The organism is Anaerolineales bacterium (assembly GCA_030583885.1).
In the GTDB taxonomy this organism is placed as follows: domain Bacteria; phylum Chloroflexota; class Anaerolineae; order Anaerolineales; family Villigracilaceae; genus Villigracilis.
The window spans coordinates 1000561-1024245 of sequence record CP129480.1 but is presented as its reverse complement, the minus strand read 5'-3'; the positions used below and the strand labels follow the sequence as shown (position 1 = coordinate 1024245).

General features: G+C 53.7%; 25 protein-coding genes. 6 read left to right on the top strand and 19 right to left on the bottom strand.

What is annotated here, in order from left to right; all coding sequences use genetic code 11:
- Position 1 precedes the first annotated feature (1 nt).
- The 5 genes from QY332_05185 to QY332_05165 form a co-directional block, all read right to left on the bottom strand.
- Positions 2-928, bottom strand: a complete 927-nt coding sequence (locus tag QY332_05185; GenBank protein ID WKZ37321.1) for a magnesium transporter CorA family protein — start codon at positions 926-928, stop codon at positions 2-4.
- Positions 929-1138: 210 nt separating this feature from the next.
- On the bottom strand, positions 1139-1924 hold the full coding sequence (locus QY332_05180; GenBank protein WKZ37320.1) for a class I SAM-dependent methyltransferase: 786 nt from the start codon (positions 1922-1924) through the stop codon (positions 1139-1141).
- Positions 1925-2842 (bottom strand): R2-like ligand-binding oxidase, encoded by a 918-nt coding sequence (locus QY332_05175; GenBank protein WKZ37319.1) that lies wholly within the window; start codon positions 2840-2842, stop codon positions 1925-1927.
- Positions 2843-2858: 16 nt separating this feature from the next.
- Positions 2859-3269 carry a type II toxin-antitoxin system VapC family toxin gene (locus QY332_05170; GenBank protein ID WKZ37318.1) on the bottom strand — a complete coding sequence of 137 codons (411 nt, stop codon included), beginning with the start codon at positions 3267-3269 and terminating at the stop codon, positions 2859-2861.
- The gene (locus QY332_05165; GenBank protein ID WKZ37317.1) at positions 3262-3546 is read right to left on the bottom strand and encodes a hypothetical protein; all 285 of its coding nucleotides are present in this window, start codon (positions 3544-3546) and stop codon (positions 3262-3264) included. Before QY332_05165 ends, QY332_05170 begins: the two co-directional genes overlap by 8 nt.
- Positions 3547-3614: 68 nt before the next feature.
- Here QY332_05165 and QY332_05160 point away from each other — a divergent pair, with 68 nt between their 5' ends.
- Positions 3615-4472, top strand: coding sequence for a class I SAM-dependent methyltransferase (locus QY332_05160; GenBank protein ID WKZ37316.1), 858 nt, complete (start codon positions 3615-3617; stop codon positions 4470-4472).
- A 51-nt stretch (positions 4473-4523) separates the two neighbouring features.
- Positions 4524-5798, top strand: coding sequence for a glycosyltransferase (locus QY332_05155; protein WKZ37315.1), 1275 nt, complete (start codon positions 4524-4526; stop codon positions 5796-5798).
- A gap of 6 nt (positions 5799-5804) precedes the next feature.
- Here QY332_05155 and QY332_05150 read toward each other — a convergent pair whose 3' ends face one another.
- The 10 genes from QY332_05150 to QY332_05105 all read right to left on the bottom strand — a co-directional run bounded on the left by QY332_05150 (position 5805) and on the right by QY332_05105 (position 15403).
- Positions 5805-6986 carry an MFS transporter gene (locus QY332_05150; GenBank protein ID WKZ37314.1) on the bottom strand — a complete coding sequence of 394 codons (1182 nt, stop codon included), beginning with the start codon at positions 6984-6986 and terminating at the stop codon, positions 5805-5807.
- An 83-nt stretch (positions 6987-7069) separates the two neighbouring features.
- Positions 7070-8320: an FAD-dependent oxidoreductase gene (locus tag QY332_05145; GenBank protein WKZ37313.1), complete on the bottom strand. Its 1251-nt coding sequence runs from the start codon at positions 8318-8320 to the stop codon at positions 7070-7072.
- 82 nt (positions 8321-8402) lie between these two features.
- Entirely contained in the window at positions 8403-8891 is a 489-nt protein-coding gene (locus QY332_05140) for a transposase (GenBank protein ID WKZ37312.1), read from the bottom strand.
- Positions 8892-8916: 25 nt separating this feature from the next.
- Positions 8917-9396 carry a winged helix-turn-helix domain-containing protein gene (locus tag QY332_05135; GenBank protein ID WKZ37311.1) on the bottom strand — a complete coding sequence of 160 codons (480 nt, stop codon included), beginning with the start codon at positions 9394-9396 and terminating at the stop codon, positions 8917-8919.
- Between the two features lie 151 nt (positions 9397-9547).
- Positions 9548-10555: a proline racemase family protein gene (locus tag QY332_05130; protein ID WKZ37310.1), complete on the bottom strand. Its 1008-nt coding sequence runs from the start codon at positions 10553-10555 to the stop codon at positions 9548-9550.
- A gap of 135 nt (positions 10556-10690) precedes the next feature.
- Positions 10691-11563 (bottom strand): 4-hydroxy-tetrahydrodipicolinate synthase, encoded by an 873-nt coding sequence (gene dapA, locus QY332_05125; GenBank protein ID WKZ37309.1) that lies wholly within the window; start codon positions 11561-11563, stop codon positions 10691-10693.
- Between the two features lie 206 nt (positions 11564-11769).
- Entirely contained in the window at positions 11770-12507 is a 738-nt protein-coding gene (locus tag QY332_05120; protein WKZ37308.1) for a hypothetical protein, read from the bottom strand.
- Complete coding sequence (locus QY332_05115) at positions 12504-12659, bottom strand: hypothetical protein (protein WKZ37307.1); 156 nt, start codon at positions 12657-12659, stop codon at positions 12504-12506. Before QY332_05115 ends, QY332_05120 begins: the two co-directional genes overlap by 4 nt.
- 45 nt (positions 12660-12704) lie before the next feature.
- Positions 12705-13259 carry a GNAT family N-acetyltransferase gene (locus QY332_05110; protein ID WKZ37306.1) on the bottom strand — a complete coding sequence of 185 codons (555 nt, stop codon included), beginning with the start codon at positions 13257-13259 and terminating at the stop codon, positions 12705-12707.
- A gap of 11 nt (positions 13260-13270) precedes the next feature.
- Positions 13271-15403, bottom strand: a complete 2133-nt coding sequence (locus QY332_05105) for a bi-domain-containing oxidoreductase (protein WKZ37305.1) — start codon at positions 15401-15403, stop codon at positions 13271-13273.
- Positions 15404-15606: 203 nt separating this feature from the next.
- Here QY332_05105 and QY332_05100 point away from each other — a divergent pair, with 203 nt between their 5' ends.
- On the top strand, positions 15607-17433 hold the full coding sequence (locus QY332_05100) for an aldehyde ferredoxin oxidoreductase family protein (GenBank protein WKZ37304.1): 1827 nt from the start codon (positions 15607-15609) through the stop codon (positions 17431-17433).
- A 175-nt stretch (positions 17434-17608) separates the two neighbouring features.
- Here the strand turns inward: QY332_05100 and QY332_05095 are convergent, their stop codons facing one another.
- Genes QY332_05095 through QY332_05085 form a run of 3 tightly spaced genes read right to left on the bottom strand, consistent with a single transcriptional unit; the run spans position 17609 to position 19533 of the window.
- Entirely contained in the window at positions 17609-17887 is a 279-nt protein-coding gene (locus QY332_05095; protein WKZ37303.1) for a MoaD/ThiS family protein, read from the bottom strand.
- Positions 17884-18216: a MoaD/ThiS family protein gene (locus tag QY332_05090; protein WKZ37302.1), complete on the bottom strand. Its 333-nt coding sequence runs from the start codon at positions 18214-18216 to the stop codon at positions 17884-17886. The genes QY332_05095 and QY332_05090 overlap by 4 nt, the downstream gene beginning before the upstream one ends.
- A gap of 45 nt (positions 18217-18261) precedes the next feature.
- On the bottom strand, positions 18262-19533 hold the full coding sequence (locus QY332_05085) for a radical SAM protein (protein WKZ37301.1): 1272 nt from the start codon (positions 19531-19533) through the stop codon (positions 18262-18264).
- Between the two features lie 165 nt (positions 19534-19698).
- Between QY332_05085 and QY332_05080 the strand changes: the two genes are divergently transcribed.
- Entirely contained in the window at positions 19699-20823 is a 1125-nt protein-coding gene (locus QY332_05080) for an aminopeptidase (protein ID WKZ37300.1), read from the top strand.
- A 96-nt stretch (positions 20824-20919) separates the two neighbouring features.
- Here QY332_05080 and QY332_05075 read toward each other — a convergent pair whose 3' ends face one another.
- The gene (locus QY332_05075; GenBank protein ID WKZ37299.1) at positions 20920-22005 is read right to left on the bottom strand and encodes an ATP-dependent 6-phosphofructokinase; all 1086 of its coding nucleotides are present in this window, start codon (positions 22003-22005) and stop codon (positions 20920-20922) included.
- A gap of 121 nt (positions 22006-22126) precedes the next feature.
- Here QY332_05075 and QY332_05070 point away from each other — a divergent pair, with 121 nt between their 5' ends.
- Both QY332_05070 and QY332_05065 read left to right on the top strand, forming a co-directional pair.
- A complete protein-coding gene (locus tag QY332_05070) occupies positions 22127-22945 on the top strand; it encodes a DUF2085 domain-containing protein (protein WKZ37298.1) in 819 nt (272 codons plus the stop codon).
- Between the two features lie 79 nt (positions 22946-23024).
- On the top strand, positions 23025-23597 hold the full coding sequence (locus QY332_05065; GenBank protein WKZ37297.1) for a DUF4126 domain-containing protein: 573 nt from the start codon (positions 23025-23027) through the stop codon (positions 23595-23597).
- The last annotated feature ends 88 nt before the right edge of the window (positions 23598-23685 follow it).

Genomic DNA, 23685 nt, shown 5'->3' with positions numbered 1-23685 from the left:
GTTAGAACCAATCGCGTTTGTAGAAGATATACGTGGCAATGGCACCCAGGCCAAGGGACATCCCAATCAGCGAGAAAAAGGCATAGGGGTGGCCTTCGCCGGGCAGGTGGACATTCATGCCGTAAAACGAGGCAACAATGACGGGCATATTGAGGATGATCGTCAACGCAGCCAGCGCCTTCATGACCACGTTGAGGTTGTTGGAGATGATCGAGGCGAAGGCGTCCATCATGCTGGCGAGGATCTCAGTATTGATGCTGGTCATTTGAATGGCCTGCTGGTTTTCGGTCAGCACATCTTCGAGCAGTTCCTGGTCTTCTTCATAGTAATTGAAAAGCTGCGTGCGCTGGACGCGCTCCATCATCACTTCGTTGGAGCGCAGGGCGGTTGAAAAGTATGTCAGACTCTTTTGATATTTGAGAAGTTCGAGCAATTCGCGGTTGCGCGTGGACTTTTGCAATTGGTCCTCCACAATTTCAATGGCTCGGTTGATCTCGCGCAGCAGGTTCAAATAACGCGCCGAGGTTTCAAGGAAAATGTACAAGGCCAGGCGGTATCGTTTGCCCGTCTTCATCAAACGATACTTGCCGTTGATCAGCACCCTGAAAATATCACTGTCGTAACGGCAGACGGTAATGATCTTGTTCCCCAAAATCATAATGCCAAGCGGCACGCTGTTATAAGGGACGTCGCTTTCTGGCTGGTGGATGGGAATGCGAAGCAGGATGAAGGTGTATTCTTCATCCCGTTCCATGCGCGGCATCTCATCGCGGTCGAGCGAGTAATGAATATAGTCCATCTCCATCCCCCAATTGACCAGCTTTTCCATCTCTTCGGGCGTCGGGTCGATCACATTCACCCAAGCACCGTTGGCAATCGTTTCGATTCTTTCGAGCCCCTGCTCCGTGGTCTTGTAAATGGCCAGCATGACTGCCTCCTTGCGTGAAATATCATCACGCAGAGGCGGGCATCTACGTGATGGCTATTAACAGAATTAAAACGTGCCGTCCGCCCAAACTGGGCGGGTTGTCAGAAGAACCTACATCGCTTTCATCCGTCGTGTGATACATGGTTTCCTTGCCTCTCGGCATCGCTATTTTACGCCCGTTGAATGAATTCCACAACAGCGAATTTTGACCTACCCCTTGCCTGCATGGACAGCAAAGACCCGATGCGGAATTTTCAGGATCGCATGCGTCCCAGCCGCAGCCTGCTCAAACCTCTCCAGCAGTGACTTTAACTCCGAGTCGAATCTGCCTATATCCTCATCCGACAGACTCGCCCCAACCCCCGAACTCGCGCGGATGCGTCCGCGCCACGCATCGGGAGTGTATGGGACATCCAGGTCAAAGGAAAAAGAAAGGATATTTTCAAAGCCCGCCTCGCCCAGATCGCGAAACCAATCGGGATGGATGCCTGTCTTGTTGCCAAAACGCTCATACCAGGCCGGGTTATATTTTTGGACAAGTTTCTCAGTGCCATCTGCAACATTCCCCTCGAGTGGCAGCCAGTCGAAATGCGCGATCAAGACGCGTCCCCTCGGCTTAAGTAATCTCATCGCCTCCCCCGCCGCCCGTGGACGGTCGAACCAGTGCCAACATTGCCCCGCAGAAACCACGTCGAAGGATGAATCGGGCAAACCCGTCTCTTCGGCTTTGGCAAAACGGAACTCGACCTCCACATCCTCCTGCAGGCAAAGGTCCTTGGCCTGCTCCAGCAACGGCACCGAAATATCCACGCCGGTCACGTTGCAGCCGCGGGCGGCGAATCCGCGGGCCAGCGTGCCAGTCCCCGTGCCGAGGTCCACGAGGGCATCCCCGATCTTGGCGATTCCATCACTAAACACGCGCTCGAAGAATTCGTCAGGGAATCCTGCGCGGTATTTTGCGTAATCGTCCGCCGTCATTCCAAAGTTGACATTCATTTACGCGTCCTCGGTCTCCCGTGCCACCTTGTTGATCTCATCCAAACCTGCCCCGCGCGCCTTTTCCAACCGCTCGAAGCGTTTGCTGAATTGACTCATCGCATAGTTGACGAAATCCTCTTCCTTCAACCCAAACGGGACAACCTCATATCGCGCGAATGCATCCCCGATCACCCCGATGGCAGATGGGAGCAAGATATTCATCTGCACTTGGAGATTCTCCCATTCGCGGGGATGTTCCGCGATCAAACGGGACAAAAGATAGACGCCGTACGCAATGTGGCGCGACTCATCCTGCTTGAGCAAGGCAATGCCTTTGCGCAAACCAGGCAGCAGGTCGTTGCGTTCGAGCATGGTGAAGAAGGCTTGATAGCCTGTCTCCGCAAGAACACCCTCCACGACCATGTTATAGGTAACGGATGCCCGGATCTGGCTGGCGGGTGACGGGTCGGAGCGAAGCGCGTTCAAGGCGCCTGGCAGGGATTCGTAGAAAAGTTGTCGATAGTTATCGCCGTGATAGCGGGATAAATCCGACCCCACCCCTAGCCCCTCCCCTAAAGGAGAGGGGAACGCAACCTCATCCATGAAACGGCGGAAGAAATCCGTATGCTTGGCTTCTTCAAAGAGAAATGTCGTCAGGAACATTTCCTCTTCGAGTCGCCCCTCCTGCGCGATGGCCTGAATGAGGGGAAGCAGGTCAAGTGTCACCGCCTCCTCCCCCGCCACGAACATGGACAGAAGCAGAAGGCATAGATCTTTTTCCTCGTCAGTGAACTTCGCCCAATCCTGTTTGTCCTTTGAAAAATCAATATCAGACGGATTCCAAATCCCGAGTTTCTTCGCCTTCTCATACAAACGCATGGGCGGCAGGTCGCGGTTCAGTCCGCGGGTGGTGGTGGCAAATGAGGTGTGAGGCATGCGGTTCTCCTTTGGGTTATTCACGCAGAGTTAACGTACCCAGTTTATCGGCTTGATAGACAACCAAGTCGGGCATGGGGAAATGTTTTGCATTTGTTGTAACAGGCGCCAACCCATGTCCCAGAGCGGTGGCGGCAATCAGCGCATCGGCATCTTCCAGAACAACTCCCTGTGTTCGCCAGACACGAATCAACTCCCCTGCTTTATCAGTAATCTCAATATTGATCTCTATGGTCTCAAGAGAATCAAGAATATCGAGTGTGGCTTCACGTTCGCGATCCCGCATTCCTCGAATGATTTCAAGACGGGTAATTGCCGAGATATACAGCGTATCATCCGCAGCAAGCCCATCCAAAAGTTCATAATATCCGGCGGTCTTTCGCAAAAACAAAATCAAAATGTTCGTATCGAGGAGATAATCACTCATCCTGCCCCCATTCGGCAGAAAAATCACGAGTGGACTTTTTCCGCCCTTCTGCCACCCAACGATTGACATCCTCAAAGGTTGCCAATTCGGGGTGATTTTCATCTTTCCAAGCGCCGTAGGATTTTTTCAACACTTCCTTTAGTTTTCGGCGGCGCAATTCCCGCGCCAGCACTTCCTCGACAAACCGAGTCCGCTCACGGGAAGGGACAGCCTTCCGAAGTTCATCCATGAGGGACTTGGTGATATACAAATTCATTCGTTCTTTTACGGTACGCATTGCACTCTCCTTTTGCACCACGCATTGCACCATTATTATACCCCGATTCCCTGGGATATAATTCGAACATGCCCACCACCACGGACTCCATCCGCGCATATTACGACGAAAACACCCGCCTCTTCCTCAAATTCAGCGGACATAACAAAGCCCAAAACATTCACCGCACCTTGTGGATGGAAGATACCAAAACTCTCGAAGACGCGCTCAACACCTCCAACGCGCTCATCAAAGCGGAGATCGAATCGGTTGTACCGGCCAACGCGCGCATCGCGGACCTCGGCTGCGGAGTCGGGGCGGGATTATTTTACATTCATCCGCGCCTGCAAAGTCCCGCCCCCGCCCTTGGACTGACCCTCAGTTCCGTACAAGCCAGGCTGGCACAGGTCTCCGCCGTGCAACTGGGTCTGCAAAATCAAATCAACTTTGCAGAGGGGGATTTCACGTCCGTGCCGCTGCCAGGCGAATCACTTGATGCCGTTTATTCCGTCGAAGCCGTTTGCCATGCCGTGGAGCCTGAAAAATATTTCAAAGAAGCGGGTCGACTCCTTCGCAAAGGCGGCAAACTCATCCTGGTGGACGATGTTCAGGCGGCGCGTCCGTTCACGCAGCATGAGCAAAAATGGTTGGATGCGTACATGGAAGGCTGGCACGTCCCCGGCGTAAGAACAGCAGGCCAAACCCTTTCATTTGCAAACAAATATCAACTCAAACTTGTCAAGAACGACGAACTCACCTCGTATCTTCGTCTTCGCAACCTGCCCGATCTGCTTGCCGGCACGCTGCTCTTCCTCGGCGAGAGACTTCCCATCAAACACTCCATCGTCCCATCCATGCTGGGGAGCATGGCATTGCAGCAATGTTTGTTTATGAGGGTGGTCGAGTATCGGATGTTGGTGTTTGAAAAAACGACCGTGGACGACTGACGGCAGACCGCGTTACCACCGTCCATCGTCTTCCGTCGGCGGTCATATCTTATGAAAACCATCACCCTCCTCACCAGCGGCACGCGCGGCGACGTGCTTCCCTACATCGCCCTCGGCGCAGGTTTGCGCGACGCAGGCTACAACATCCGCATTGCCGCGCCGCGCGGGTTTGCAAATCTCATTCAACAAAGTCAGATTCCCTTCGCACCCTTCGACGGCAACCCCACCGACCTGATGATCGAACAGGGCGACTTCACGCCGTTCACCATCGGCACGAATCCCATCCGCTCCATCCGCGCCACACAAAATTTTCTACGCAAAGCCCGCCCGTTATATCGGCACATGTTGCACACCGCCGCCGAAGCCTGCCGCGGCTCCGACCTGCTCATCCACGGGTTGCCGACTATTTGGAGCGCACACATCGCCGAAGGGCTGGGCATCCCTGCCGTCCGCGCAATGCTACAACCCCTCACACCCACCCGCGAATTTCCGTCCGTATTATTACCATTTCGGTTTTCTCTTTCAGGGATTGGGAACTGGCTCTCCCATTGGATCGTGACTCAAGCCACCTGGCTTTCGTGGCGCTCGGAGATCAACCAAGCGCGTCACGCGGACTTTGGGCTTGCTCCCGCCCATCCGCTTGATCCTTCGCTACGGGCGGCTTCGCACCAACCGCTCACCCTCAACGCCTTTAGTACACATGTCGTACCACACCCAAAAGATTGGAAAGAGAAACAAATCATCACTGGTTACTGGCGTAACTTTGAAGTCAGGCAGCTTGCTGCCGAAATTCCAGAACAGCAAGCTGTTCGACTCCAATATTTCATCGCCTCCTCCCCCAACCCCATCGCCATCGGATTCGGCAGCCCCGGCACGCAGGGATATTTGCCCATGCTCGATGAAGCCTTGAAGCTCGCCAACGCCCACGCCGTGCTGACGATCCCTTCCAAATGGCATGACGAAATAAAATCCAAAAACATCTTGCCCATCGAATACGCCCCGCATGATTGGCTGTATCCACGCGTCAGAGTCGCTGTCCATCACGGCGGAGCGGGAACCACGTCAGCAAGTTTGCATGCTGGGATTCCCACTGTCACCCTACCCCTCGCCATTGACCAATTCTTCTGGGGCGAGCGGGTGTACAAGATCGGGGCTGGACCGAAGCCAATCCCACAACGAAAACTCAACGCAGAAAATCTGTCGCAAGCCATCACGCAGGCATTGACGGACGAGTCCATGCGGGCGCGGGCGAAAACCCTCAGTGTGGCATTAAGTCAGGAGAATGGGATACAGGCTGCGGTGAGCGCGATCCGTGACTGGGTGTAGAAAAAGTCAAGCGGTGGACGAATCTGATCGAGACGAGAAACCAACAGACGCAACAATCAAAGCAAAAAGCGAGAAGGCACTTCCGATCCAATACGGTGCGGAAACCGCGATCACTTCAAACGAGATGCCCGCGAGTGTCGGACCAAAAATATTCGTGAGTGCGAGCAAGGTTTGCATGCCACCCATAAGACGCCCTTGTTCATTGTCGGGTACGCGCAGAGAGATCAATGCCGTGAGTGACGGGATGCTCGTGCCCGTGCCCAGCGCGACAACGGCAACAGCGGGGAATAGCAACCACGCATTGGGGACGAATGCCATGCCTGCCAGGCCAACGACCATAAAAGTGAGACCAGCGGGGATAAGCACACGCTCGCCAAAACGCACCTGTAATTTGCCGAATAAATATCCCTGAATGAAAACACCACACAAGCCAACATAAAGATAAAAATAACTGTTCTGCGAGGGGGTCCAGCCAAAGCGGCTGTTGGAATACAACGGGAAATTGGTCTGCAAGCCCGCGAAGGCAAGGTTGAGCAGAAAGAGCGCGATGAGAAATTTTTGAATATTCTGCTGACGGAAGATACCTGTAAATTGATTTCTCCAACTGAACATGTGTGAAAGCGGTCTGGATTCCCTGCTCTCAGGCGGGAGTGATTCAGGCATCACAAAAAATCCAAGGATGGTATTGCCAAACGCCAGTGAGGCGGCGATCAGAGCGGGAATGCTGAGACCAAATCCGCTCAACAAACCTCCAAGCGCAGGACCCGACATGATCCCCAAGCCAAATGCCACGCCTGCGAGGCTAAGTCCGCGCGCGCGGGTTTCGGCTGTGGTTGTGTCGGCGATGTAGGCATGGGCGAGGGTGAGGTTCGAGCCTGTGAGACCATCGATGAAAACGGCGAGAAAAATCAGCGCGAGCGAATCTGCCAACCCAAGCAGGAGATATGCAAATGCCGTACCGAGAAGACAAAGCAGCAAAATGGGTTTGCGTCCGAAACGGTCCGAGAGCGCACCGAGGATGGGACCAGATACCAGTTGGATGGACGCGTACATCGACATCAAGCCGCCCGCGATGGCGGCGCCGCCATCCTGCGCCTGCACGAAGAACGGCAGCAACGGCAGCATGATTCCGTAGCCGAGCATGTCCACGAAGACGGCAATGAGAATGAAGATGAGGGATGAGTTCAAACCTTGAGAAACCTATAAATGGAGAGTGGTTCAGTGATTATACAGCCCTGCTTTCCACTTTTTTGTTTTGCTGGTATCGAAATTTAAAACCGCTCCATCCCAAACGGGCTCAAATCAAACGCCGTCTCTTGACCATTGACCAACTCCGCCACCACCTGTCCCGTCCCCGGTCCCAGCGAAAGACCAAGCATCGCATGCCCCGTGGCAACCGTCAGGTTGGAATGATGCGGCGAGCATCCGATGATGGGCATGCCGTCGGGCGTCACGGGGCGCAAGCCCGCCCACGTCTCTTTGATGTCCAGTTTTTCATCCAACCGAATATATTCGCGCGCAAAGCCTTCGAGGCGTTGAATCCAGCGCGGCTCCGGCGTGGTGCTGTACTCACCCACCTCGAGCCGCCCCGTGACTCGAATTAGATTCCCGAACGGCGAAACCGCCACGCGGCGATCTCCCAAAATCAACGCCTGACGCGGCATGTTCTGAATGGCAGACGCAGTGAGGCTGTAACCGCGCGCAGGCTGGACGGGGATGTCCAGCCGCAGGTCACGCGCCACGATGGGAGACCACGCACCCGCCGCCAGGATGACCTGCTGCGCTTCAAACTCACCCGCGCGTGTTTTTACAACCCGAACCTTTCCCTGCGCTGATGCAAAGCCCGTGACCGGCATATTCTCGTGTACCTCCGCCCCCATCGCGCGGATGCGCTCGCCGAGCAGTTGCAAAAAGACCGCAGGGTTGAGGTGCGCGTCCCCTGTGAAATGCACCCCGCCGAGAACGTCATCGCGAACAGCAGGCTCGACCTCTGCAATTTGATTCTTTTCATACACGCTGACGGGGATGCCGTGCTTCTGCATGAACTCCGCTTCGTGCCTGCCTGCGTCGAAGGCTTTTTGATTTTTGTATACATTCAAAAAGCCTGTGGTTTGGTAATGACAATCGAAATTCTCCTCTTCGATCATCTTTGCAAAATTATCCGCGCTGAGAAAACCGAGATTCTTCATCGGCTCCAGCGCGCGGCTCACGTTGGCTTCATTGCATGCCGCCGCGAATTGGATCAGCCATGAAATATATTTCAGGTCGAAGCGGATTTTCAAGCCAAAGGGACTGCTGTTCGGGTCGAGCATCCACTTGAGGGCAGAAGTTACCACGCCCGGCGCCGCCAGCGGAATGATGTGACTCGGCACGATATGCCCCGCATTGCCCGCGCCGCTGCCCTTGCCGATTTCATTTGAGTCAAGGATGGTCACTTTGCGCCCCGCTTTGAGCAGGTAGTAGGCGGAGATTAATCCAATTGGTCCGCCGCCGATGATCAATACATCATGTTTTGAATTCATTTCATCTCCATAAAAAAATCCCCTCCCATATGGTGGTTGAGTAGCGGCGCTTTGCGCCACGTATCGAAACCACACCTTCTATTCAGGTTAACTGAAGTTGCCTAACAGAAAGACCGGCGGCATGAAAGAAGCCAAGAAGTAAGTCTGGTCGACGACGCAAGCGAGCAAAACCACGATCAAGCATTGAGCGAATCTCCTCTTTAGAAGTTGGACGAGCATTTCTGAGATGTTGTTTAACATTTCCGTGACAATACTCTTCCGGATTGAGCTGTGGAGCGTAAGCAGGTAACTCTTCAATCATGATCTCAGGATGCTGGCAGAGATAAGCTTTGGTGAGCTTGCTAAGATGAATACGGGCTCGATCCCAGATCAAGATGATTTTTCCAGGTACCTGCCTACGGAGGTGTTCAAGTGCCTCAATCAAGTTATCGCTTTTTATCGAACCTTCAAAACATTTCTTGTAGATCTTGCCTGTAAGTGTCAGCGCTACGGCTGTCGATAGCGCTCGACGATCTTTGGTTACCCGTCGAAAAACGGGTCTCTTGCCAGTCCGAGCCCACGTCGTAGCCAATATTTCTTGAAAGGAGAACCCAAATTCATCCCAAAATACGATTTTTGCTTTGAGACGATGTGACTTTTTTTATCCTTGGCCAATCTCCTAGCAACCAAGCTTCCACTAACTCTTTTTCCTGTTCAATAGCCTGTGGCATTGGCTTTTGTGGACTGAAACCTAGTTTGCGCAACAATCGATTGAGGTAATTCGGATGATAAGTGACATCAAATTCTCTTTTGATCAATTTTTGGACACGGTCCAATGTCCAGCGATCAGTTGGATATCCATTCGCCAAAGCCCCTCGTTCCAGCTTCCTCTTTAAGCTTTGCTTTTGTGGATTACTCAACTTCGGCTCGCTACCAGCCGCTTTTCTTTTTTGGAGTCCGCGCATACCTTTTGTTTCTATGATTCTGGCCCATTGGCCGACCGTGGCCCGGCTTACTCCGAGGTGTCTTGAGATTTCGGCTTTTGACATTTTTCCAGCTTTCAACAGCCGTCCACCTTCAAGCCGTCTTTCTTCCATTTGTTCTCGGGTTAGGTATGATGGTTTCCATGTCATACCGACTATTGTAAATCAATCTAAGTAAACCTGAATAATTTCATGTCCACTTGTTATTGCTGGTTTCGATACACCGCTCAAAGAGCATTCGCGGCTACTCAACCAGCGATGGATCCTAAATTCCCTTCCCAAACGGATCGCGTTCATCCACTAAAATTTCACCCTCCGCCATGACCCACGCTTCACCGGTGATGGTGGGAATGATCTTATCTCCGTCGAGTTGGATGCTGCCTTCGAAGATACTTCCGACGACGCTTTGTTGTTTCCAGATTTGCCCGACTTGTAATTTTCCATCTGAATATAAACAAGCGAGTTTTGCGCTGGTGCCCGTTCCGCAGGGGGAGCGGTCATAGGCTTTGCCGGGGCAGAGGACGAAACTCTGGCTGTCCGCTTCGGGCGTGGACGCGAATAATTCCACATGGTCGATCTCTGCGCCGCTCGCGCCGGTGATGCCGTTCGCAGTCAAACCCTTGCGCACGCGCCACGAGAAATCGGTCAGCGCTTCGAGGTTGGACATGGTCACGTCCATGCCGTGGTCGTGGACGAGGAAGAACCAGTTGCCGCCATACGCCACGTCACCGTGGACGGTTTTGCCTTCGACGGTGACGGGGATGTGAGTCAGGTGGCGGTAGGCGGGGATGTTTTGGACGGAGACTTTATTGGGATATATGTCGTTGCGAGCCGAAGGCGAAACAACCTCCCCATTAATTGGGGGATTGCTTCGCCCCTGCGGGGCTCGCAATGACATATCATGCAATGTTGCTTCCACAACCCCAACAGGAGTCTCCACTTGAATAACGCCAGGTTGCACTTTGCCAAGATAAGCAAGCGAGGCGATCAAGCCGATCGTGCCGTGTCCGCACATGCCGAGGTAGCCGACGTTGTTGAAGAAGATGACTCCGAACTGGCAGGTCGGGTCGGCGGGCGGGACGAGGTATGCACCGACAAGAACATCTGAGCCGCGGGGTTCGAGCAGGACGGTGCGGCGCAGGTCGTCGTGATTCTTTTTCAGCGTGGAACATTTGTCAGCAACGGAACCAGTTCCAAGGTCAAAAGGAAGCGCGGTGATGAGTCGCGTGGGTTCGCCGCCGGTGTGGGAATCTAAATATGGGATTCGTTTCATAATCATTATTTCATGTCTTTGCGAGAAGGGCGATCTTCCCGACGAAGCAATCCCCTGTTATGAGGAGGTTGCTTCGTCGCACACCGCCCTGCGTTTGGTGCAGGGAAGAACAAGAACGCTCCTCGCAATGACATGTTAACTTATAGCCTTGAAGATTTTTTCGAATTCAGCTTTATCTTCGTCAGTGAGTGGAAGCAACGGCTGTCTTGGATTTCCAACGGGGATGCCGCGCAGTTCGCAGCCGAGTTTGACCTTTTGGGTGTAGCCGCCGCTTTCCATGTTGCGGAGCAGGGGCATGAGTTTTTCCATGTGCGCCCGGGCTGCCACGAAGTCGTTGTTGAGCGCAGCTTCGAGGACGTTGTGATGTTCGAGCGGAGCGCAGGAGGCGGCGCCGCCGATCCATGCGGTGGAGCCCCACAGGAAGTAGTCGAGCGCCTGGTCGTCGGAGCCGCAGATCATTTGATAGCGGTCGCCGTAGCGCAGGCGGAACTCGTAGACGCGGGACATGTCGCCGCTGGCTTCCTTGATGCCGATGACGTGGTCGTATTTGGTCAGACCGTCCATCACTTCGTAGCTGACTTCGGTGCCCGCGCGCCAGGGGAAGTTGTAGAGCACGATGGGAATTTTGACGGCTTTGGCGACGGCTTCGTAATGTGAGAGCAGTTCGCGCTGGTTTGGACGTGAATACGGCGGGACGGCGACCATGAGCGCGTCGTAGCCCATCTCTTCGGCGATCTGCGAGTAGCGGACGACGTCGCGCGTGGCGCCAGAGTTTGTGCCTGCAATAAGCGTCACCCGCCCATTGACCTTTTCTTTGGTGAATTTGAAAATGTCCAGCCGTTCCTGTTCGGTGAAGGCGTAGACTTCGCCCGTGGTGCCGCCTGGGACAAGCCCTGCGATCTTGTTGGCAATCAGGTATTCGATCAGTTGCTCGAGGACGGGGTAGTTGATGCTTTCGTCCGCGTTGAAGGGGGTGACGATGGGGGCGTATATTCCTTTGAGTTGCATGAGGGTTCTCCAGTTTCAGGTGTCAGGTCTCAAGTGCCAGGTGATTATGCGATGTTAGAGTGCGTCGCACCACACGGGTAGGATTTTCCTGTCGAGCAGGAGAATCTCACCTTGTAGACTCTCGCTCCGTTAGTCTGGTGCGACGCCCTCCGGGCGTGGTGAAAGTTTACTTCCCCCAGTGAAAGTGGGCAAGAGACAAATTCACTTCAAGTATCAATACCGAGGTCGCGAAGAACTTCGTCAACAGGCTTATTGCCGTCAAGCCAATATTCTTTTTTGTCTTCATGAAAAGTTTTCAGAATTACATGAAACCCTTTGGCTTGATTAAGACTAAAAACGATACATTCCAAAGCATGACGTACAGCTTTTTGCGCGTCATCTTTTGTAAGATAGGCTGGGGATTTATATTCTTCACTTTGAAAACCCTTTTGGTTTGGATCTGGATAAGTTGCGTGAGTTATCCCCCTTACGGTTTCATCGTCAACTTGAATAAATTCATGTTCAACTATTATTGTGTATGGATTTCCATGCGCAACCCAATTCCGCAGATTTTTCAATTCGGTTATTTTGCTGTTGAAATCTTGCGAAAGAGGGTCAAATCCTTGTTCATTCCAAACGAGCGCTATTCTCTTTTTGAAGGGCAGATTTTGCCAATCCTTTAAGTGCTTTTCTGTAACAAAGACCCTGTCTTCAGCCCCTATATACCAATTCGATTTTTCATTTTCAAAATATTCATATGCCAAATAATTTATGAGGCTATCTACCGCATAGAAACTATGTAAAATACATGAACTGGATAAGCGCCACCGAATCAGAAAATCGTCGGGAGAATCACCTTCTTCGATTTCCAAAACCTCCTGTAGCTCATCCAACGCTTGGCCAAGTTGCTGTTCAAAGAAGTTGATCGTAAATGTATGCTTCCGTTTGCCAGTTGGGAATTTCATAGATAGAGTTCTTCTTCATCCAACCATGGTTGAATCCACGGCTTATCATCCCCTTGTGGGACGGCGCGGAGTTTTTGATACAACTCGCGGACAGCGGGTTTGTCCGTGCTGGAGCGGCAGAGGAAGACGCGAAGTGGACGATTTGTTGTCATAGGCTTGTCCCCGAATTATAAAGTATGAACTTGAAGGCGGGTGATTTATTCCCCCACCCGCTTCGACATCAAAATATCAGGCTTGCCGATGCCGTTCGCGTCCGGCACCACGCCCGTGATGGCATATCCCATCTTTTGATAGAACTCGTACGGATGTCCCTTGAGATTGCGGATATCCCTGACCTTGCCCCACAGGTCGTCATACAGGTCAACATTCGAGAGCGACGTCATGCCATCCTCGTCGTCCGTGCCGAGCATGACCGTCAGCCCGCCGCGCTGGCGCACCTGCTCTTCGAAATCCACAACCAGTGCGCGCCCGATTCCCCGTCCCTGCACATGCGGCTGAACCGCCAGCGGATGCAACTCCCACACCTTGCCGTCATATTGCGGGATGCCGCCAATCATGCCGAGCAAATTCCCATCATCATCCAGTGCCGCGCGGCAGATGCGCTCCGCCTCCAGCATCTCCTCCACTTCCTCCATCCCCTCGTCAAACGTGCTCCACGCCGCCAACCAATGCTCGCGGAAGGCATCCACCAGTAACTGCGCCATCTGACGCCTCAGCCGCTCGTCCTGCCCGTCGAATGTCAGGATTTGCATCGCCGCCTCGTTTACTTGATCTGCACTGGATTGCGACTCCGAATCGACTCGACCGCCGCAAACGTGGAGTTGGTCACGCCGATCAACTGCTCATAGGGAATCGGCGCCTCGCCCCCGCTCTTGATTGCTTCAGCAAACGCAGCCATCTCCGCCCTCCAGCCTTTGTCCTGCGTACCTCTTTCTTCTTTCCTCTTTCCATCCTTCACAGTCACCAATGAAACATAATCATCCAACACGGCGACCATGCCCTCGCAGAAAACTTCGAGACGTTCCTTCGGCACGGACTTGTCGCCATTGGCGAGATAATCCACCACGCCGAGCGAACCGTCAGGGAAGGTGAACGTCATCGAGACGTTGTCTTCGCTGTATTTGCCGTTATCTGGCAACGCATGCGCACTCACGCTGACAGGCGGCGCGCCGACCAGGAAGGTGATCAGGTCAATGAAATGACACGCTTCGCCGATGATGCGTCCGCCGCCGATGGCTGGGTCTTGTGTCCAATGCTCCGCGGGGAGGCAGCCTGCGTTGACGCGGTAGTGGGCATGGAGCGGTTCATTTCGATCTACGATTGACGATTTTAGATTTCGGATCAGGGGAGAAAATCTGCGGTTGAAACCAGTGAGCAACAGCGATTGGCTGTTCGCTTTTAGCTGTTTGCGAACCGCTAAAAGCTGAACGCTATTGATCGCCAGCGGTTTTTCGACAAAGACATGTTTCCCGGCCTTCAACGCCTTGACCACCAAGTCCGCGTGGGAGTCGTGGCGTGTGAGAATGGCGACGGTGTTCATATGTTTATCGTTGATGATCTCATCTTCGGACGAAGTGGCGTATTGGAAGCCAAATTTCTTCCCCGAATGCTGCGCGTGAAGTCCGCCCGAGGAGGCGATGCCAATGAGTTCAAAATCCTTGTCCTTTTTGATGACAGGGAGAAGAGTGGAGTTGGCGAAAAGCCCAGCACCAAGGACACCCAGTTTGACCGTGGACGAGGGACGGCGGACGGTGGAAGGAAAAATTACTTTTCTTTCTTCTTTCATCTTTCCTTCGGGATACGCGAGAAGGACACCAAGAAATGCTTCCTTCTTCTTTCCGGTGATGACTTCGTAGGCTTTTACACCTTTTTCAATCGGAAAACGATGGCTGATCAGCGGAGCAACCTTCAACATGCCGCTTGCCATCAAGTCAACCACTGCCTGAAAATTCCTTCCCTCCGTCCAGCGCACATAGCCGATGGGATAGTCATCCCCGTTCTCTTCGTAATTCGCGTCGTAGCGGCCCGGTCCATACGAACGGGAATTGATGAAGGAAATCTCTTTTTCGTAATAGATTTTGCGTGGGAAGTTCAATCCCACCGCGCCAGTGGCGACCACTTTGGCGCGGTCACGGGCGATGGTTCCGGCCAGTTCAATGGGGTCATTGGAGGATGTGTCCGCGCAGATGATGATGCTGTCAAAGCCGTGGTTGGCGGTGAATGCCGCAGCGGCAGATTCTGCCTGTTTACGAGCAACAGCCTGCACGTTAAGAGCAGAAGCGAGTTTGACACGCTTCGGGTCAATGTCAATGCCGAGGACACTGCATCCCGCCGCAGACGCCAGCTGAATCGTCAATAATCCCAAAAGACCCAGGCCGATGACAGCGACGTTCTCGCCAAGTTGCGGTTCGGCGAGACGGAATCCATGCAGGGCAATCGCGCCGAGTGTGGTGAAGGATGCAGATTCAAAATCAACATTTTTAGGAAGCGGCGTTAAAAGATTGCGCGGCACAATGTTGTATTCGGCGTGCGTGGCATATCCCCCGCCCGCACACGCCACGCGTTGACCGACTTTGAAACCCTGCATGTTCTTTCCGAGCGCAACGATGGTTCCCGCGCTTGAATAGCCGAGCGCCATCGGCTGGTCGAGACGGTTGAAGGCGGCTTGCACGGTGGGAACGAGACCTTCGCGTTTGGCTTTATCAAGGACTTGTTTGACGAGATCGGGGCGTGAGCGCGCCTTGCCGACAAGACTCTTTTCTGCGAACTCCACCACCATGCGTTCCGTGCCCGCCGAGACGAGGCTGGCTGAAATTTTGACAAGAGCCTGTCCCTCACGCGGGGTGGGGATGGGAACGTCTTCGATGGAAGCCTGCCCGGATTTGATATTTTGCAAGAGTTGCTTCATGAACAAAAGTATAACGCAAATCAAAATTCAACCATTGAATGATTTGTGAACGCGCGCGCAATATGACAAACGTCATATTTTTCAGTTAAGGAAAAATTTAATTATTGAAAAAGAACTCCCCAAATGCTATCCTATATGAAAAGCGGGCGGCGCCAGCCGTCTTATTATCATTTCATCAAAAGGAGATAACCATGAAACTGGGTGGCTACGCCAACAAGATCGCATGGGTCGATCTGTCCGCCGGCAAAGTGGAATACAAACCCATCGCCGAAGATGACGCCCGCAAATATATCGGCGGACGCGGCTTGGGCGTCAAGTACGTCTTTGATAACGGACCGCAGGTCGATCCGCTTTCTCCCGACAACATCCTGTGCTTCATGAACGGACCCTTGACCGGTTCGGAAGCCAACATGAGCGGACGCATGGCGGTCGTAACCAAATCGCCCCTGACTGGAACCGTAACTGATTCCCACCATGGGGGCTGGTCTGCCGCCCGGTTACGCTGGTCCGGCTTCGATGGCCTGGTCTTCAAAGGCAAAGCGAAAAAACCCGTCTACGCCTACATCCACGACGATAAACTGGAATTGCTCGATGCATCAGAAGTTTGGGGGAAGGGCGTTCACGACACAATCAAACACTTCAAGGAAAAATACGGCGAAAAAGACCTGACCGTCATCGCCATCGGACCGGCTGGCGAGAACCTCGTCAAATTCGCATGCTGGATCAACGAGGACGACCGCGCTTCCGGACGCGGCGGCACCGGCTGTGTCGGCGGAAGCAAGAACCTGAAAGCCGTGGTTGTCAAGGCGCCGAAGAAGATCGTCAAAGCCAAGGACCGCGATAAGTGGAAAGAGGCGCACAAGACCGCCCTCGCCATGATCATGGACGAGCGCGTCGTCACCTCTCCGCGCAAAGGCGGACTCTCCGTCTACGGCACGAACGTGCTGATGAACATGACCAACGTCATCGGCGGTCTGCCCTCCATGAACAGCAAGTTCGCCGCCTATGAACATGCCGAAAAGATCAGCGGCGAATACGTCAACGACAATATCCTCGTGGATAACCCCACCTGTCATGCCTGCCCGGTCGCCTGCAAGAAGGAAGTCGAGATCAAAGACGGACCCTACGCGGGTCTGCGCATGGAATCAGTGGAATACGAACCATCCTGGTCTGTCGGCGCGAACTGCGGCAACGACGACATCCGCGTTGTGGCGAAGATGATCGACACCTGCAACGACATGGGTATGGACGCCATCGAGATTGGTCACCCCCTTTCCATCTGGATGGAAGCCAGCGAAAAAGGCTATACCAATGGCGATGGCAAACTAGCATGGGGCGATGGCGCAAAGATGGTTGAGATCGCCGGCAAGATTGCCAAACGCGAAGGCATCGGCAATATCATGGCTGACGGCGCAGACCCAACCGCCAAATATTTTGGTCACCCCGAACTCGCCATGACCTGCAAAGGTCAGGGCATACCCGCGTACGATCCGCGCGGCATCAAGGGTATGGGTCTCGGCTACGCCACCTCCAACCGCGGCGCCTGCCATCTGCGCGGCTATACCCCCGCCGCTGAAGTCGTCGGCAACGTACTCGGTCCCTCTACCGTCACCGACCCGCTCGAGTGGAAGGGCAAGGGCGAGCTCGTCATCATCTTCCAGAACGTCCACACCCTCACCGACTGCCTGGATCTCTGCAAATTCGCCACCTTTGCCGAATCCATGGATGCCTTCGCCGCGCAATACGAAGCCATGACCGGCCTTCCCGCCACCGCCGCTGACATGCTCAAAGTCGGCGAACGCGTGTACAACCTCGAACGCCACATCAACAACCTCAACGGCTTCGGCGAAGGCTCGGATTCCCTGCCCGAACGCTTCCTCAAGGAACCATCACAGCATGGCGGAAGCAAGGGACACGTCTGCGAACTCGACGACATGCTCGTGGAGTACTACGACAAGCGCGGATGGGTCAACGGCGTTGTGCCTGAAGCCAAACTGAAGGAACTGGAGATCATCTAACTCCCGCCTCTTCCTCAACCAAGCCTGATTCTGTTTCCCGAACAGGATTTTCCCCCAAATAACAAGCAGGGCGACGTACGTCGCCCTGCTTGTTATTTGGACTCAGACGGCTTGCCGTCGAAACTACGGGAGCATACCACTTCGTGGCACTTAGTAGCTCCCTGACTCCAAAAACCTACCCTCCACCCACCGCAGGGAAGACATTGACCGTGTCCTCCTGTGTGATCCGTGTCTCGAACTTGTCGTCGGTGAATTGCACATCGCGCCCGTTAATAAAGAAGTGGACGTGACCGTACATCTCGCCGCTCTCATTGAGCAATTCCTTTTTCATGAGCGGAAATTTTTCAATGATGGCATCCAGCAATTCCTGAGCGGTGACGCCATGGTCCACGTCGAACTCAATGGTTTTTCCGCCGGCAATATCGCGCAAGGTCGCAAAAAAGTTGACTTTCATTCTTCACTCCTCTTTCCAAAATTGGGCTCACGCAATACTTCCACGTTCATCCGTCCGCTGGAGATGGGCGAGAAAAAACTGACGATGGAATCAGGTTGGAGGGGGGTATCAATTCCCGCCGTAGTCAGACGCGGGTTCCGTCCATCCACATAGACAGGCACATCCTGACGCAGACCGCCACCCTCGTCAAGCAGGTGGAATCTGGCTTCGGGGTATAGTTCGGTGAGGTGGGCAAGCAGTTTGCGGAAGGTGTCCACCCGCGTATCATCCACATCGAGGGATGATGCTCCAATCACGGTACGCATATTGGCATAAAAACAGACTTGCATGAAGCCAGTATAACAAAGTCCCCCTCTTTTATAAAGCGGCTCACATTACGGGCATTGGATTATGCCCTGCGCCCACAAACACCCGCCGCAGACGGGGGCAATGTCATTGCCGAGGCAATCCTCCACATTGGCTTCGGAAAGGTCGCATCCGCCGCAGAAGGTGCAGGGCGCGAAAATAAAATTATGGAGGCGTTCGCGGTAGGAAACATAATCGGGGTTGAGCCAGATTTCCTCGAGTGAGTTTTCCTTTACATTGCCGATGATGTGTTTATGGGAAAGACGCGGCTTATTATGCAGGTAGCTCATGTGGGTGTGCATCAGGGGCCAGCACGGACTGACTTCCCCCGTCCACGCAATGGACATGGTGCCGTTCTCGACGAAGTTACAGACATCATTCGCGCCGCCCCAGTTGTTACCCGCAAAACTGACGTTGCATCCGCTGTTGAAGGCTTCGATAAGAGCGGTTTGCGTCTCTTCGTTGAAGTCCATTTTGGGCAGGCTGAGTTTTGGCAAAACCGGCGAGGGAAGGTAGGCAATATTCCGCATAGTACGGGTGTAAAGGCGATCCTCCTGCATTTCTACCGTGGCAGGCTGAACATTGCTTACCGAATAATAACGCGCGCCGAAGGTATGTCCCATTTTGATGATCTTTGGCAGATCATTGATATTGCGTTTCATGGCGACGAACGCAACGCCGATCTCCGGTTTGGGGAAGTGACCCGGTCCGCGCAGTTTGAAAAGGCGGCGCAGGTTTTCGAGGATAGCTGGAAGTTCCGCGCCGAGGCGCACATCGGCAAAACCTTCGGGGGTGGCACCATCTAAAGAGACCCATAACACATCGAGTCCAGCGTCAATTAATTCGCGGGATTTTTTTTCGGTGAGGATCGTGCCGTTGGTGATGAGTTCCACTTTTACGTCGAGTTCCTGTTTGATGCGGCGGATCCATTCGATGGTTTTGAGGTGGAAGAGCGGCTCGCCGATCCCGCCGAAGTACACATCGGGGATCGGGTCCATTTGTTTCAGGCCCTTGAAGATATGCTCGAAGGTCTCTTCGCTCATGCGCCCGATGGGCTGATCCCATGCGTTGCGGAAGCAGGTGATGCAATCGAGGTTGCAAGCGACGGTCGGTTCGATGTAGACTTTGGTGAGGTGGGTGACGGGGCGGTGCATACGGACAAAGTTCCCCCCTTCGTCGAGGCGGACTTTGGAGCCTGGATTCAGCCCATATTGGCGGGCAAGTTCGGGCGGAAGAATGAGGCGTCCGTTTTCGTCCACCTCCGCCCAAGCGGTTGTCTGTTTTGTGGAAGGGGCAATCACGGTCTCTCCTTACAAATAAACCAATGTCAACCTATCATATCCAATTTCACGAATAATTCACGTGACGAAAGTTACATTTCCATTCGCCACACATCCCAAATGGAAATGGGTGGAAGTGAAGGTGATATAATTTTCGTATTCCCAGCTTATTCCAGGAGAATTCCATTGGCTGACATCCGTGTTTCAAAATACGCGAAAATTCTGATCGAGCATTCCGCTCGTGTAAAACCAGGCGACCGCATCCTGCTGGAAGGAACGACTGCCGCTGAACCGTTGCTGCGTGAACTGTATGTTCAGATTCTTGAAAAAGGCGGGCACCCGCACTTGATGGTGGCCCTGCCCGGCACCATGCCGTTCAGCCAGGACGAGTTATATCTGACCTACGCAAATGAAGCGCAACTCGATTTTGTGCCAACCTTTTACAAACTGGCATACGAACAGTTCGAGGGACGCGTCCGCATTCACTCTGCAACCAACACCAAAGGCACAACGAATATTAACCCGGCAAAATCCCAGCGTCGCGGCAAGGCCATTTCAGCAATCACGGAAGCGCAGTTCCGCCGCGGCGCAGAGGGGGCTTTCAAATGGGTGACGACCCTCTTCCCCACCGAGGCATATGCACAGGACGCAAGCATGAGCCTGAAGGAATATGAGGATTTTGTGTTCGGCGCTGTACATGCGAATGAAGAGGAACCGATCGCCTTTTGGAAGAGCGTGGAACAGAAGCAGCAATCTGCGGTGGATTTCATGAAGGGCAAAAACCAGGTCATCCTGCGCGGACCCAACGTGGACCTGATGCTTTCCGTGAAGGGGCGCACATTCATGAATTCGTTCGGCACGTTCAACATGCCGGACGGGGAAATCTACACGGGGCCTGTCGAGGATTCTGTCAACGGCTGGGTCAAGTTCACCTATCCCGCAAACTACGGCGGGACAAGCGTAGAGGGCGCTGAACTAACCTTCTCGAACGGGCGGGTCGAATCTGCAAAAGCCGAAAAGAACCTGGACTTCCTGCTTAAAACGCTTGAGACCGACGCCGGCTCGCGTCATCTCGGTGAGTTTGCCATCGGCACAAATTTTGACATCCAGCAATTTACAGGAAATATTTTATTCGACGAAAAGATCGGGGGGTCCTTCCACATGGCACTCGGCGCAGGCTACCCCGAAACCGGTTCAAAAAACAAGAGCGCCATCCACTGGGACATGATCTGCGACATGCGCACAGACTCGGAAATCCTTGTGGACGGCGAGTTGTTCTACAAGAACGGTCAGTTCGTGTTCGAGAAGTAGTTGAAGGCTTGAAGGTTAATAGTTGAAGGTTGAGGAGTAGTCTTACTCAACCTTCTTTCTTTTCCGTGTACTCTGTGAAATCTGCGGATTATCTTTTTAATCATCCCCAAATGAAATGCCAATATTGCGCGCAGTGATGACCGCATCGCCATGGATGTTCACCCGCTTTGGGGAGGCAGTCGCCTCTTCAAGCGAGATGTCCGTGATCTCGCCGCACTGTAATGCCACCATACGGTCAAATCCGCCGCGCGCCGCCAAACGGACAGCCGCCGCGCCGTAACGCGTGGCAAGCCAGCGGTCAAAGGCGGTGGGAGTCCCGCCTCGCTGCAGATGCCCCAAGACCGTCACGCGCGATTCAAACCCCTGCCCTTCAATGTGTTCGGCAACCATCTGACCAATTCCTCCCAAACGCGGGACATACATTTCATCCCCTTTGCGGGAAAAGACCTGCTCGCCGCCCTGAAGTTTGGCCCCTTCGGAAACCGCGAGGATGCTGAACTTGCGCCCCTTTGCAGCGCGGGAGTGGATCTTCGCCAACACGCCTTCAAATTTGAACGGAATTTCGGGGATCAAGACCACATCCGCTCCGCCGGAGACACCCGCATGAAGGGCAATAAAGCCGGCATCTCGTCCCATTACTTCAAGCACCATGGCACGGTGATGTGACTCAGCGGTTGTATGCAGCCGGTCCAAGGCTTCCGTGGCGATGTTAAGCGCGGTATCAAAACCAAAGGTGGCTTCCGTGCCGCCAATATCATTGTCAATTGTTTTGGGAACACCGATCACAGGCACACCCTTCCCCGCCAGTTCGTGCGCGATGTGAAGCGTACCATCCCCGCCCACCACGAGCAGGGCATCCATTTTCAGTTTTTTGATGCCTTTTACGATCTCATCCGAGACATCAATGGTGACTTCCCTGCCGTCACGCATCACCTTGCGGGCATAAGGATTCCCGCGGTTTGCCGCGCCAAGGATCGTACCGCCGCGAGGCAAAATTCCGCGTACTTCATCGAGGCCAAGAGGGAGGATGCCCTCCTCCTCCAGGAATCCATCGTATCCATTCCTGATCCCATAGACTTCACAGCCATACTCATTGATGGCAGTCTTCACCGCCGCGCGGGTGACCGCGTTCAACCCGGGTGCGTCACCACCGCCCGTGAGAATCCCTATCTTTTTCATCATGCAGCTCCTGGTTAAAAACACACGCTTATGATACCCCATTCATATCACCAGGGTAGAAGAAAGTCCTTTCTTGCATTTCACACCCATCCCCCATATAATGTGACCGATGAACTCAAACCAGATGTCACTATTTCAAACCATCATCAAATGGTTCGTGCCGATTGCCGCAATCATCGCTTTTGGCACATGGATGTACATTTCACCGGAAGGCGCACTCGGCAAACTGGACGCCATCGGCTATGCCGTCTGTCACCGCATTGACGAACGCTCCTTTCAGATTGATGACCGCCAGCTTCCCTTGTGCGCACGCTGCACAGGCGAATTCTATACGGCTGGCGTTGCACTAATTTTTCAAGCCTTTGTCAGCAAAAAACGGAGCAAACTCCCCTCGCGCGGACTGATTGCCGTGCTTGTCCTGTTCTTCGCCGCCTTCGGCATAGACGGAACCAATTCCTACATCTACCTGCTCAAACAAACCTCCCAGGGTGCGCTTGACCAGGTCCCCAATCTTTATGTTCCCAACAACATACTGCGCCTTTTTACCGGAAGCGGCATGGGCATTGCGCTTGCGGCGGTTTTGTATCCGGTTGTCAACCAGACCCTCTGGCGTGAAATGGATGACCGTCCTGCGCTCGAATGGAAATTGCTCGGCTTCCTGACCGCGATCATAGCAGCCATCAACCTGCTCATCCTGACCGACAGTCCCATCATCCTGTACCCCATCGCATACATGAGTGCGCTTGGCACATTGTCCCTACTCGTTCTGGTATTCACCATATTGTGGATTATCATCATGAAACAGGACAATGCCTTCGACCACCCGCGTCAACTCTGGCTCCCGCTCGCTTCAGGCTTGACCCTGGCCCTGATCCTCATCCTCGGCATTGACCTGCTCCGGCTGCAATTCACCGGTACGTGGGGCGGCTTTCCCGGCCTGTGATCATACAACAAGTATGCGTCTTTTGCGTAGTATAGATGGTGGGCTTATACTCATCATACGTTAGAAGGAGAAATAAAAAATGGACCTCTTGCTCGGCATCTTTTCCGCCTTTGGGCTTTCCGCCAGCGCGGGACTCAACGCCTACATCCCGCTGCTTGTCGTTGGTGTCATCGCGCATTACTTCCCCAAAACCCTGACCCTCAGCCAGCCTTTTGACCTAATCGCCAACCCCTGGATCCTCATCCTGCTCGGCATTCTCGTCATCATCGAAATGATCGCGGATAAGGTTCCCGCTGTCAATCACATCAACGACGTTATCCAGACCATCATCCGCCCTGTTGCGGGAGCCATCGCCTTTGCCGCCAGCGCAAACGTCATCACCGATATAAGCCCTCTGCTTGCCCTGGCGTGCGGATTGCTCATGGCAGGAAGCGTACACGCAGTCAAGGCGGCGGCGGTACGCCCGGCGATCACAGCGGCAACGGCAGGTGCGGGCACAACACCTGCATCCATTGCAGAGGATATCATTGCCTTCACCACGTCCATTCTGGCCATCATGCTTCCCATCATCATGGGTGTCATCCTCGTTATCCTGCTTGCCCTGCTGATCTGGTGGTGGTGGCGACGCACGAACACGGCGCAAGCCGCCTGAAAATGTTGATGCTTTTGTTAACACAACCCGCCCAGGTTTCTAGTTTATAATGCATGCATTCATCGTCAAAACATTCATTTGAACAAGG